This window comes from Marinicella litoralis (assembly GCF_002591915.1).
GTDB classification, from domain to species: Bacteria; Pseudomonadota; Gammaproteobacteria; order Xanthomonadales; family Marinicellaceae; genus Marinicella; species Marinicella litoralis.
In genome coordinates this window covers 5,836-19,392 of the sequence record NZ_NIHB01000007.1, presented here as the reverse complement: position 1 = coordinate 19,392, position 13,557 = coordinate 5,836, and the positions used below count along the sequence as shown (strand labels likewise).

The 13,557-nt window shown below is 42.2% G+C and carries 10 protein-coding genes; 5 read left to right on the top strand and 5 right to left on the bottom strand.

All coding sequences use genetic code 11. The features are described from left to right. Positions 1-150: 150 nt before the first annotated feature. Positions 151-1,272 carry an OmpA family protein gene (locus CCS90_RS14025; RefSeq protein ID WP_099020206.1) on the top strand — a complete coding sequence of 374 codons (1,122 nt, stop codon included), beginning with the start codon at positions 151-153 and terminating at the stop codon, positions 1,270-1,272. Between the two features lie 32 nt (positions 1,273-1,304). Here the strand turns inward: CCS90_RS14025 and CCS90_RS14020 are convergent, their stop codons facing one another. The 4 genes from CCS90_RS14020 to CCS90_RS14005 form a co-directional block, all read right to left on the bottom strand. Further along, complete coding sequence (locus CCS90_RS14020) at positions 1,305-3,554, bottom strand: DNA internalization-related competence protein ComEC/Rec2 (protein WP_099020205.1); 2,250 nt, start codon at positions 3,552-3,554, stop codon at positions 1,305-1,307. A gap of 11 nt (positions 3,555-3,565) precedes the next feature. Next, on the bottom strand, positions 3,566-4,252 hold the full coding sequence (lolD, locus tag CCS90_RS14015; protein ID WP_099020204.1) for a lipoprotein-releasing ABC transporter ATP-binding protein LolD: 687 nt from the start codon (positions 4,250-4,252) through the stop codon (positions 3,566-3,568). Beyond that, entirely contained in the window at positions 4,245-5,489 is a 1,245-nt protein-coding gene (locus CCS90_RS14010) for a lipoprotein-releasing ABC transporter permease subunit (protein WP_246027023.1), read from the bottom strand. Before CCS90_RS14010 ends, lolD begins: the two co-directional genes overlap by 8 nt. Before the next feature lie 157 nt (positions 5,490-5,646). Continuing rightward, complete coding sequence (locus CCS90_RS14005; RefSeq protein ID WP_099020203.1) at positions 5,647-6,048, bottom strand: hypothetical protein; 402 nt, start codon at positions 6,046-6,048, stop codon at positions 5,647-5,649. A 312-nt stretch (positions 6,049-6,360) separates the two neighbouring features. Between CCS90_RS14005 and CCS90_RS14000 the strand changes: the two genes are divergently transcribed. Both CCS90_RS14000 and CCS90_RS13995 read left to right on the top strand, forming a co-directional pair. After that, positions 6,361-8,154, top strand: coding sequence for an ExeM/NucH family extracellular endonuclease (locus tag CCS90_RS14000; RefSeq protein WP_099020202.1), 1,794 nt, complete (start codon positions 6,361-6,363; stop codon positions 8,152-8,154). A 149-nt stretch (positions 8,155-8,303) separates the two neighbouring features. After that, on the top strand, positions 8,304-10,058 hold the full coding sequence (locus tag CCS90_RS13995; RefSeq protein WP_099020201.1) for a DUF885 domain-containing protein: 1,755 nt from the start codon (positions 8,304-8,306) through the stop codon (positions 10,056-10,058). Between the two features lie 115 nt (positions 10,059-10,173). Here CCS90_RS13995 and CCS90_RS14985 read toward each other — a convergent pair whose 3' ends face one another. Then, on the bottom strand, positions 10,174-10,347 hold the full coding sequence (locus CCS90_RS14985) for a hypothetical protein (RefSeq protein WP_162846844.1): 174 nt from the start codon (positions 10,345-10,347) through the stop codon (positions 10,174-10,176). 316 nt (positions 10,348-10,663) lie between these two features. Here CCS90_RS14985 and CCS90_RS13990 point away from each other — a divergent pair, with 316 nt between their 5' ends. Next, positions 10,664-13,321, top strand: a complete 2,658-nt coding sequence (locus tag CCS90_RS13990) for a S8 family serine peptidase (protein ID WP_099020200.1) — start codon at positions 10,664-10,666, stop codon at positions 13,319-13,321. Then, positions 13,293-13,557, top strand: a 265-nt coding sequence (locus CCS90_RS13985) for an Ig-like domain-containing protein (RefSeq protein ID WP_143751569.1), incomplete at its 3' end; no start/stop codon positions are given. The genes CCS90_RS13990 and CCS90_RS13985, both read left to right, overlap by 29 nt.

Below are 13,557 nucleotides of genomic sequence, written 5' to 3'. Positions count from 1 at the left end.
ATTCAGTCATATTAACATCTAAAAATACCTATTTTATGTCTCAGGTTTTTAAAAGCCATTTAAATGTTAATTTGTTTGTCATAAATATTCCAATTGTGTTGTATATGTTATAATTAGCTATTAAATCTATAAACTCGTTAGGAGAGAAAAATGAAAAAAACATTGTTAGGATTAACTTTGTCATGCGTTGCAGGGGCTGCTTTAGCCAATGATTATGATGATCGTTGGATGTTTTCACCAAGTTTTATCTTTAATGCACCGGACAGTGGAAAAAATTTAGAGTCTGATTTTGGGCTTGGTTTAGGTCTTGGTAAATTCATCAATGAAAATTGGTCTTTGGATTTAGAGTTGGACAATGTTAATTTTGATGTTGAAGGTGGCAGTGGTGCAGTTGAGCAAACTGGATTGGGTTTGATGAGCCGTTACCATTTTAATGATGGAACCAGCTTAAGACCATTTATTGGATTGGGTGCTGGTTATTTGGACCACAACGGCAGTGGTGCAGCCAGAGGTGTCGATTCTTCTGATTTAATGTTGAATGTCAGTGTAGGTATCCGCAAAGCAATGACTGACCGTGTTGGTTTCATTACAGAAGTTAAATACAGACTTGATACGGATGATTACACCAATAATTCGAATAGCTATGATGATTTTCAATACAGCATGGGTGTAAGTATTGCTTTGGGTGATGCACAAACAAGCCAAGCTGCTGCTCCCATTGTTGAACCAGCACCTCAGCTGGATTCAGATGGTGATGGTGTAAGTGATCAAGCCGATCGTTGTCCTAACACACCAGCTGGTATGGCAGTCGACATGTATGGTTGTCACGATGTTGATGGCGATGATGACAATGATGGTGTGATGAACTCTGTTGATAAATGTCCAAATTCAAGAGCTGGCGCTGTGGTTGATGCCGATGGTTGCGAAGTTCAAGTTGTGATTGAATTACAAGGTGTTCATTTTGATGTTGATAAAGCCACTTTAAAGCCTACGTCTATAGCCATTTTAGATGCAGCGGTTAAAACCATGGGTGATCATGGCACATTGGTGGTTGAAGTGGCCGGTCATACTGACTCAACTGCTTCAGAAGCTTATAATCAAAATCTTTCAGAAAGACGTGCTAAAGTGGTTTATAACTACTTGGTCGATCATGGCATTGCAGCTGATCGCATGACTTGGAAAGGTTATGGTGAGTTAAGCCCAATTGCCACCAATGATACGGCAGAAGGTCGCGCTAAAAACAGAAGAACTGAATTGGTTATACAAGACTAAACAGTCCTTATGTATAGTATGAAAAGCCCGAATTATTCGGGCTTTTTTTTGCGCCAAATTCTGACTGATTCATTGCGAAATCTTTTATATTGTAGTGTTGGATAAGTATTCAAGGTAATCATGCCACTGTCTTGGGTATCGATCAGTGGGATGCCGAGTTGGGTGTATTGATCGACCACCTGCTTGGCTGGGTGGTTGAATGGATTGTATTTGCCCGATGAGTTAATGGCTAATTGTGGGTTAACGGCTTGAATGAACTCAGCAGATGATGATGTCTTACTGCCATGATGAGGTACCAATAACACATCAGCTTGGATGAGTTCAGGAGCGGCTTGTGACAACCTGTATTCAACCGGAGTTTCAATATCACCAGTGAGTAATAAACTGAAGTCAGTGCCGCTGATTTTTAACACACAAGAACTGTTGTTCTTCAGATAAGGTGTCAAATTGTAAGGGCTTAAGAAACTGAATGTAACATTGTCCCATTGCCATTGCGTGCCAGCAATACAGGGAAGGTGGTGTTTTTCAGTTCCCCAAATGGTTTCAACAGAGGTGTTGTCTAACAATGAGTCCTCAGCACCAGAGTGATCATTGTCTTGATGCGAAAGCACCAATGCATCCAAGTCAGTGATGTTTTGTTGTTGTAGCCATGGAAGGGTGATTGCATCAGCCATATTGAATCCACTTTCATAGGCTGACCCCACATCGTAGATGAGCTGATGACTTTGGGTTTTAATGACCACCGATAAACCTTGGCCCACATCTAAAAAATAAGCATTAAATTGGCCCAATTTAATTCTGTCTTCAATGGGGATTATTGCCATCAGAATCAGCGGAAGGCCCCAAAAACGTTGTGGAATGGCTTTGGGTAAAATAAACAAGGTTGTTCCCATGCCCAACAAGGCCAATTGCCACCATGAGTTGACAGCAACATGGATTGGCCATGATGCATGATGTGCAAACCAAGTCAGCAAGTCAAGAAAAAGTTGACTGCTCCAGGACAGTAAATCGATCAATGTTTCAGGCATGAAATTGAATAAAGTACCAATGATTAGCAACAACATAATCATCGGTACCAGTAAAAAAGTCATCAATGGAATCATCAATAAATTAATCAGCGGTGCCAGCAAGTTTACTCTGGAGAATACCAATAAACTCAATGGCAACATACCAAGTAATAATCGCCACTGCATAACAATGAAATTACTTGTTCGGCTGTGTGTATTAGAAATGCCATTGAACGATAAAATCAACACAGCAACCGCTGTAAAGGAAAGCCAAAAACCAGCATCCAACACATTCAATGGGTCCAGTAACAGCACCGCCAACAATGAAGTTGACCACACATCCCAGGCATAGCTGGCTCTCCTGAAAATTTTAAACAAGGCGTAAACCAATAACATAATCAGCGCCCTTTGGGTTGAAACCGCAAAGCCAGCCAATGCGGCATAAAGTACAGCAAATAAGAGCCCAAGATAAATTTGAATCAAGGATTTTGGGATGATTTGTTGTGGCAAGAGTTGAAACACCAGCCCACCCAATAACCAACCCAAAAGCGCAACCATACCGATGTGTAAACCAGAAATGGCGATTAAATGCGCAGTACCTGTGTTTTGAAATAATTGGAAATCCTGATGCTCAAAATGTGATTTATCGCCGATAGAAAGTGCATGGATAAGACCATTGATTCTTTGTTCTTTAAAATGTTGATCAATTGATTTTCCAGTTGTAGCGCGCCATTGATTCAATATATTTGAAGAAAGTGGGCGAGTTTTTTCAGCAATCAAGTCCATGCTTTTGATGGTTCCAATGCCATCGATTCTGTTGCGAAACAACCATTTTTCACGGTCAAAGCCGATGCCATTGGCCATGCCATGGGGCGGTTTTAGACTGACTTCAAATTGATACAGGTTTCCGGGTTCGAAGTCGACTTGTTTTGATTGGCCTTTTGAGTACCAATTAAGTAAAAAGGATTGTTTGCTTTCCGAATGGCTGCTTATGAAGCTGACCTTTTGTGCCGTGTGTTTTGGTAAGGATTCTATGCGACCTTGAAAAGAACGCTTTTGGGGCGTTTCAATTTCACTTTGCAGTTGAATTTGACAGGCCAACATGGCATACAGCACACCAGATATAAAAAATATTACAGGAATTAAATGATTGAATCGGGCTTTTAATAATGAGCAGAGGAACAACAGCCCAGTGGCAATCATCAGTGTCACTTCAGTGAGCAGTGGCCACCACAGAATTTGCATGGCACCCAATAAAAACATGAGTGCATCCATTGGAGTCAGTTTTAACTTAATTTGATCAATGCCCCTTGTTGTAATAAATATTGGTGCTGCATCTTGTCGGCCACTTTTTGGTCATGGGTGACCAGTACCAACGATGTGTTCAGCTGTTCTTTGAGGTTGATCAGTAAATCCATGACCGAACTGGCAGTCTTTTCATCTAAGTTGCCAGTGGGTTCATCGGCCAAAATACAAGCTGGAGAAGTAACCATGGCTCTGGCTATGGCGGCCCTTTGCCTTTCCCCGCCGGATAATTGCGCGGGTCGGTGAGTTAATCGATCGGAAAGTCCTACCTGTTGTAAAATTTCAGTGGCTTGTTGTTTGGCTGCGGCTTTTGCTGTCTTACCAATCAGCAATGGCATCATGACATTTTCGAGGGCAGAAAACTCTGGCAACAAGTGATGAAACTGGTAAACAAAGCCCAAATGTTGGTTTCGCAAAAGGCCTCGTTGTCTACCGCTCAACTTTGACAGCTGTTGGCCTTGGATATTGATATCACCCGCATTGGCAGTGTCTAAACCACCCAGCAAATGCAACAAGGTACTTTTTCCTGATCCAGATGCTCCCATAATGGCTACAGATTCACCGGCTTTGACTTGAAAGTCTAAACCCTCAAAAATTTGTATTTTTCGCTGTCCATCAGTAAAAAACTTGCTTAAGTTTTCACATTTTAATACCACTGAATCACTCATACCTCAATGCCTCCGCTGGTTCAACCTTAGATGCTCGCCATGCGGGATAAAGCGTGGCTAAAATTGACAAACCAAAAGCGATTGATACGATCATCATCACATCAGCAGATCTGAGGTCTGCTGTGATTTCAGTGATGTAATAGACATCTTTCGATAAAAACTCGGTGTTAAACCAACCTTCTAATGTTTGCATGATGCTGTTGATATTGATGGCTGTGATGATACCTAAGCCAGTACCTATGGCGGTTCCAATCAACCCAATTAAGGTGCCGGATACCATGAACACTCCCATGATTTGACTGCTCGACATACCCAGTGTACGTAAAATAGCCACATCTGACTGTTTTTCTGTCACCAACATCACCAAGGTGGATAATATGTTGAATGCAGCCACAGCTACTATCATGGATAATATGATAAACATCACCATGCGCTCAGTTCTGGTGGCCTTGAAAAAATTAACATGCTCTTGGGTCCAATCCCTGATGCGATAAAAACCGTCTAATTCAGGTGCCAAATCACGGGCAATTTTGGGAGCCTGCATCAAGTCATTGACTTTGATTCTGACGCCTTCGGCTGAGCCTTTTGGAATGCGCAACAATCTTCTGGCATCTTCTAAGTGGATCAAAGCCAATTTATAATCATATTCATACATACCCACCTCAAATATGCCTGTCACGGTAAAACGTTTCAGTCGAGGGGTGACTCCCACGGCTGTGGTGCGAAACTCTGGTACATATAAAGTGACGGTATCTCCTGGTCCAACACCAAGGTGGGCAGCTAAATCAACCCCCAATATCATGTTGAATTCACCAGCCTGTAAATCATCAAGGGCGCCATACCGCATGGCATTCTGAAATTCGGTGACTTCAGTTTCTAGTTCTGGCATCACCCCTTGTATCATTGCACCTTCAGTTTTGTATCCTTGTAGCATGCCTTCTGTTCTGATGAATGGAGCTGCTCCCAAAACTTCCGGTTTCTTGGTGACTTTTTCAATGGCCTGTTGCCAATCGGTTAAGTGATCTCCGCTGAAGGCAGAAATGGTGGCATGGGAAACGGTACTCAACATCCGCTGTTGAAATTCCTTGTTGAATCCATTCATGACTGAAATCACAACAATCACAGTCATCACACCCAAAGCAATTCCAGCCATTGAAATCAATGATATGAAAGAGATGAAATGATTTTTTCTTTTGGCTTTGGTGTATCTTAGTCCAATAAATAAAGGTAGGTTCATAAACAGTTCCACTGAGTCAATGGCTATTGTGGCTTAATCCTTCTATAGACTCAATCTATAAATAAAAGTTTATTAATTCCATAGAATGTCAGGCATTAAAAAAGCCATTGCAGTAAAAGACAGCAATGGCTTAGAAAATATGACTTAACTTTTGGAATCAGTTACCATCGTCATCGTCATCTGTTAATTCATCGGCTTTTTTCTTGGCGTCTTCAACCACTTCACTGGTTTTCTCTTTGACCGCTGTAGCCATTTCATCTACTTTTTGCTTTCCGTCTTCAATCATCTCGCCAGCCTTTTCTTTGCCTTCTTGGTATTGATCCTTGGTGGCTGTAGATAAATCGTTGACAGCATCTTTGGTATCATCAAAGCCTTCTTTAGTTAAAGCCACTGTTTTGTCTTTTATTTCTTCCGCTTTGTCAGCTGTTTTTTCAACCGCTTGGCTCAATTCAGATTGTGCTTCTTCAACTTTGGTTTCAGCTTCATCGGCATTATTATCACTGCATGCACTTAAGCTCAATGCCAATGCAGCCATTAATACAGTTAAAATTTGTTTCATGTTTTCTCCGTTGTTATAGGGTGTTCAGTCGTTAGGGTATCACTTTTCAAGCAAATGAAAGGTTGTGATTTGTTACAAGACAATGATTTTACAGTGATTCACATTTAATTGCATGCATTGATGATAATATTCATGCCGGAAATTCAGATGCATGCTCTCCAGGTATTGAATAGATTTTTCATAGGCCTTCGGGTCTAAATCCCCCCTTAACCCAGGTCATAGCCTGGGTTTTTTTTACTCAAATAAAAACTGAGATTTGATTGCGCCCTTTGGCATGCTAATATATCAATTTACCAGTCAAGAAATCACCCAATGAAATTTTCTTTAATCACCCTGCTGTTGATATTCAACGGGTCAATTCAAGCAACTGATTTTAGTTGTGAAAGTCAATTTACTCCCATCCACCTGATTCAAGGTTCGCAGTCGGCCTCAAAGCTGCTTGATGAAGAGGTTATTGTGAAAGGCGTAGTGACTGGTGATTTCAGAGGCAAAGAACGGCTGGGTGGCTTTTTTGTCCAGCAACCACAATCAGATGGCAACAGCAAAACTTCTGAGGGCTTGTTCATTCAAAGCAACGATGCAAAGAGGTTGATTGAATTGGGCGATTTGATGCTTATTAAGGGCAGGGTAAGCGAGCAATTTGACGTAACGCAATTGGTGTCAATTTCCGCCATGAAAACCTGTGCTAAAAAAGTCAAATTACCAGCTGCACACTTATTGAAAATGCCTCTGAATGGATTTAACTTGGAACAAGTAGAAGGCATGCGTGTTGGTTTCAACCAACCTGTGGTTGTCACAGATTTGTACCCATACTTAAAATACGGAGAGTTGATTGTTTCATCCGAATTGTTGATGGCACCAACGGCAATGTATCGCCCAGGAAAAGCAATCAATAAACACAGTAAGTACAACAAGGCAAATAGGCTAACCATTGACGATGGACGCAACAGTCAATTTCCTGTGCCATTACCTGTAGGTAGCGATGGTGTGAACGAGGTCAATGGACTGAATCCTTTAGCCGTAGGGCAAATGTTGAATACTGTAGGTGTGATGCATTTTGCTTTTGGAAAATATAAATTACAACCAACGGAAGCATTACAATTTTCAAAATTGGAAAACCAATCTGCCCCATCCGATCCAGGTGGTTTGGTAAAAATCGCTAATTTCAATCTTGAAAATTATTTCACAACCATCGATCAGGGTGAAGACATATGTGGACCCTTGAAAAACTTTGGTTGTCGTGGTGCTGATTCAATGGATGAATACGACCGGCAACTTGAAAAAATAGTACATGTTATTAACCAAGCTGATGCCAGTGTAGTTGGGCTTCAAGAGTTGGAGAACAATAACATTTCAGGCTTGCGCTTGGTTGAAGCTTTGAACCAAGCTGCAGGATCTAAAAAATGGGCTTATGTCGATACCGGTGTTTTGGGTGAAGATGTGATTAAAGTGGGTTTGATTTATCAAGCGAATGAAGTGTCTGCCATAGGGGAATACGCTTTACTGAATGCCAAAACCAATCCAAAATTTAAAGAAAATAAAAACCGAATTGTGGTCGTGCAGACGTTTAAATCAAAGAATAACAACCTTTTTAATGTAGCCACTGCACATTTGAAGTCAAAAAACTGCAGGGATGCAGAAGGTGACAATAAAGACCAACAAGATGGCCAAGGCTGCTTCAATGCGGTTCGCGTTGAAGTCGCACAGCAAATTTCAACATGGCTAAATAATGACCCCACAGGAGAAAGGGTGGAAATCAGTATTTTGACCGGTGATTTAAATGCTTATCAGCAAGAAGATCCAATACTTGTTTTGCAAGAAAATGGATTTGAAAACTTAGCTGATTCATACCTAAACCCCAGTAACTGGACCACCAGCTTTCGAGGCCAACTGGGTTCATTGGATTATGTCTTGGTCAATTCAGCAGCGGCCAAGGTTGCCACTGGTTTGGTACAATGGCACATCAATTCAATTCACCTCAGGGAGTTAGACTATAACTTAGAACCTTGGGAAGAAGGGGGTGAGATTAAACCCGCCAGTTTTTATCAAATCAGCCCTTTCGCATCGTCAGATCATGACTTGGTCCTGGCAGGATTTGATTTATAAACAATTGTGATGTTTAGTCTGATTGAAGGAGTCGCATCAGACAATTTTTTCACAACGTAAGCAAGCAAACACTGAATTCGTTACCTCCAGCCCATGCGATAATGTCTAGTTGACTTTATAATTATTTGACTTATTTAGGGTTGATATCAATGAAAAAACAAATGAATTATTTGATCACATTCGCTTTGCTCACTTTCAGTGCTCAGCTTTTTGCTGAAGAACAAGACTGGGTTAAGAGGTCGAATGAAATTGCATATAAAATATTAGAATCAGGTGCAAAATTCGCCCCTGAATTTTCCGGTCAATCTGGCGTTGATGGTTATGATGAAGAGATTTTTGATTTAAAAGACAACTTGGTTCAACGACAGCTTAAAAATGCAGAAGCCAATTTAAAAATGCTGCATAAGCACCTATCAAAGGAAAAAGACCCAAGAGTCAAACAAGACATTGAAATCATGATCCAGTCGGTTAAGGACAGCATTGAAGCCACTAAAGTCAATGATGCAAAAGTACTGCCTTATGGCAATGTGATTGGTCTGGTGTTCGCTGGATTCAATGGTCAACTGGATAAGCAAGTGCCATTTGAAAGGCAAAAAGCCGCTTTGGTTAGGTTGAAAAAATACACCGGAGAAGCGAAAGGTTATGAACCTTTGGTTGAACTGGCTAAAAAACGCCTGACTGAACGCATGGGCGAAAAGGGACTGATTAAGCCATACAAAGGAGAGGTTGAACAAGACATCCAACGTTCCCCAGTGTTTATTGAAGGTTTATCTCAAGTTTTTGCAGCCACAGATTTAACTGGATACGAAGATTCTTTGCAGTTATTACAGCGTCAACTGTCTGATTATAACGTGTGGGTTAAAGAAAATATTTTACCTCATACCCGAGAAAACGCCATGTTGCCGCGTGAATTGTATGAGTTGCAATTAAAAAATTATGGCGTGAATGCGACCCCTGAAGAATTGATTAAAATTGGCCAGGTGGCATTCATGAACATTCGTTTTGAAATGATGGCATTGGCGCCTTTGGTGGCCCAGAAAATGGGTTATGAAACCAGTGACTATCGTGAAGTGATGGCATTATTAAAAGAAGAGCAAATCCATGGCGATGCATTGATGGAAGAATATGCCGCCGTGATGCGTGAACTGGATAACATCATTAAAAGGCATGGGTTGATTTCACTGCCTAATGAACCTGCTCGTGCCAGAATGGCAACGGCAGCAGAAACCGCACAACAACCAGCTGCACATTTAGATGTACCCAGGCTGGTGGGCAATACCGGTGAATTTCCTGAATTCATTGTGCCAAAAATTGAACAAAATGAAGATGGCAGTTGGCCTAAAAATGACTATGCTTTCAAAGCCATGATGTGGACTTTGTCTGCGCATGAAGCCAGGCCAGGTCATGAGATGCAATTCACCACCATGTTACGCGGCGGAGTCTCCACAGCGCGAGCCATGTTTGCCTTCAATTCTGCCAATGTTGAAGGGTGGGCATTGTATGCAGAGGCCATCAGTAAAGAGTATATGCCCCTAGAGGGACAGCTTTATTCATTACAAGCCCGTTTGTTGCGCGCGGCAAGAATTTGGCTGGATCCGATGCTTAATTTAGGCTTGATTACGCCTGCGGAAGCCAAACGTGTGTTGATGGAGGATGTGGGTGAAGATGACTTAAATGCCCAAACTGAGATTGATCGGTATACCTTCCGTTCACCTGCTCAGGCCACTGCCTATTATTATGGGTACGAAAAACTGTTGCAACTGCGTGCCAGCACAGAGCTGAAACTCAAAGACCAGTTCAAGCAAAAAGATTTTCATGATTTTATTTTGAAACAAGGCCTTTTGCCACCGGATTTGCTGTCAAAAGTGGTTATGGAAAATTTTGTCAATCCTCTGATTCAATAACTTAAAAATTTAAATAAAGCACTTGCCTCATTCAGTTTGCAGGTGCTTTTCCATTAATTTGTTCCTTTCCTTTTTCTATATTGCTTCACAAGCGGTGACAAATTTGGTAGTGATTCTAAATGATGCTGATGGCATATTGAATATCATCAAAATGGTTAGCTGCGGGGCAATGAATTATTGATTCAGTGGCAACAGTGGTGTGGTTGAGGTGACTGTAGTCCTTCAAGATGACGGTGGCACGGCAAATGGTGGTGATGACACCTCGGTTGATCATACCTTCTACGTGCATGTTCAGGATTATTTGTTTATAGATGGTTTTCAGGTTGATGTTTGTCAGTAAATAAAATTACTGGCACAAGGAATCAAGCCCTTTAAAGAATATTTAATACTTCTTGGGGCGTGAACATAACAGTGGCTGAAACAAGTGTTCGGTCACAGTTTTTATTATAAATCAGTCTGACATTCTATGTTTTTGAATGTGGCTGATTGCTTGTTTTCTTTATTTTTGATATAACTTTGATATTGATCATTTTTTCAATCTTAATCATGTGTCATAGGCACGCAATGGTTCTCAAAACCATGATTTCAATGGGTTTGAAGAAACAATGCAGAAATCAAAAATAGAGGAAACCACAATGAAATATAAATCGTACTTAAAACCCACCGCATTGTCAGTTGCATTAGGTATGGTGTTTGCACCGCAAGCCGATGCCAGCGGACTTGTCGATAGACTCATTATCAAATACAAACAAGGGAACGGTGCGATTGTCTATGAATCTTCACAAAATTTAAGTCTTTTGTCATCACTGGCAGGGGTTCCATTGGCGCATGCACGATTTATGCATGATGGCTCTCAAGTGATTAAATTGACTCAAAATTACAGTGATCTTGAAATGATGGACATCATCAAGCAACTGTCTCTTTCTTCTTCCATTGAATATGTAGAAGAAGATAAACTCATGCAAAAGTCTTTTATACCTAATGATACCTTTTACAATTTGCAATGGCATTATTATGAAGCCATCGGTGGAATCAACTTAGAGGCTGCTTGGGATGTCAGTACTGGGCTTGGCGTAACCATTGCAGTATTGGATACTGGTTATCGGCCTCATGTTGATTTGGCGGCCAATATTGTGGGTGGCTATGACATGATTGATGACCCTTTTGTGGGTAATGATGGTGATGCCCGAGATGCTGATGCTTCAGATCCTGGTGATTGGGTTGTTGCATCTGATGGTTGTGGAGCTGCCAGTGATTCTAGTTGGCATGGAACGCATGTGGCTGGTACGGTTGCAGCGGTGACAAATAACAATGCGGGTGTTGCTGGGGTGGCATTTGATGCTCAGGTGGTTCCTGTGCGCGTTTTGGGCAAGTGTGGCGGATATACTTCAGACATAGCGGATGGTATGGTTTGGGCTTCTGGAGGTACTGTTACTGGAGTGCCCAATAATCCCAACCCTGCACAAGTGATGAATTTGAGTTTAGGTGGGTCTGGTGCATGTAGTGCCGCCACACAAACAGCGATTGATACAGCGGTTGCCAATGGTTCAGTCGTGGTCGTCGCATCGGGTAATTCAAATGCGGATGTATCCGGTTTTAACCCAGGTAACTGTAACAATGTGATTTCAGTGGCTTCAACCGATCGAAATGCTGACAGGGCCTATTATTCCAACTATGGAAGTTTGATTGATATTGCCGCTCCTGGTGGTGATGTCACAGTTGGCACTGGTCAAGATGGTGTGGCATCCACATTAAATGATGGAACGACGACACCAGGTGCGGATACCTATGTCTATTATCAAGGTACTTCGATGGCAGCCCCTCATGTAGCCGGGGTGGTCGGTTTGATGTTTCAAGTGAACCCGGCTGTGACACCAGCTGAAGTAGAAGCGGCCATTAAATCATCAGCCCGTAGTTTTCCTGGCGGGTCGGATTGTATCACCACTTATGATTGTGGCGATGGCATCATTGATGCAGCCGCTGCCATTGCGGCCGTTAACGTGGGTCCTGTAGCCACTTTGTCAACCGCGAATGATACAATTTCAGTTTGTACCAACCAAGGCTCAACTGCTTTTGCCCTTACTTTGGCAGATTTCGGAAATTCCACTGAAATGACGGTTTCAGGTTGCCCATCGGGTGGCTCATGCAGTTACTCAGTCGATCCGGTCAATGCGCCAGCAGACACGACCAATTTAAATATTTCGAGTATTGGTTCCATTACACCAGGTAGCTACAATTTAATAGCTACGGGAACTGATTCAATTGATGCTGGTATAACTGATGATTTGAGTTTGTCATTTTCAGTTCTGGCAGCAGCTGGCAATCCAGTGCTGAGTTCACCTGCTGACAATGCAACATCGGTGGCAACCATGCCAACATTGACTTGGGGAGCTGCCAGTCAAGCCACTAGTTATACCATCGAAGTGGCAACAGATGTAGGTTTCAATAACATTGTTGAGACAGTATCAGGACTCAATACCACTACTTATGATGTAACAACTTTATTGAGTGGAAACACCACCTATTTTTGGCGGGTAACCGCAGTGAACTCTTGTGGTAATGGTGCATCGACGGTCTATTCTTTCACAACAGGCACTGAGGTTTGTCAAGTTTACAACAGTTCTGATGTGCCTAAAACGATTACAGACAGCCCTGCTGCCGGAGATGTGGATTCAGTATTGAACATTGCAGATGACGGAACCATCACAGATGTCAATGTAATTAATTTCACCGGAACCCACACCTGGATTAATGATTTGTCATTCAGATTGGAATCTCCAGAGCTTTCAACGGTTAACCTGATGCCAAGAAGATGTTCTAATGAAGATGACTGGGACATTGGATTTGATGATGATGCAACGAATCCAGTCACTTCTGCTCCTTGTCCACCTACAGATGGATTGAGTTATCAACCCACCGGTTCTTTGGCCGATTATGACAATGAAAATTTAAACGGTGTTTGGACCATGACTGTCAATGATGCGGCCAATTTGGATGGCGGAAGTATTGATTCTTGGAGCTTGGAAATTTGTTACATTCCAACAGTGTCAAACACGCCTCCAGTAGCTAATAATGACAATTCTGCCTCAACCGATGAGGACAGTGCATTGGCCAGTGTCGACTTGACGGGCAATGACACCGATGTGGATGGTGATGATGTTGAAATTTCCAGCATCGACACCACTGGTACTTTGGGTGCTGTGACAATCAATGGTGATAATGACACCGTGAGTTATGACCCCAACGGTCAGTTTGATTCNTAATGACACCGTGAGTTATGATCCCAACGGTCAGTTTGATTCATTGGCCGCAGGTGCCAGCACCACCGATACTTTCAGCTATACAGTCACCGATGGCAACGGCGGTTCAGATACGGCTTCGGTCACCATCACCATCAATGGCTTGAATGATGCCCCTGATGCAGTGGATGATACCTCAGCCTCAACCGATGAGGACAGTGCATTGGCCAGTGTCGACTTGACGGGCAATGACACCGATG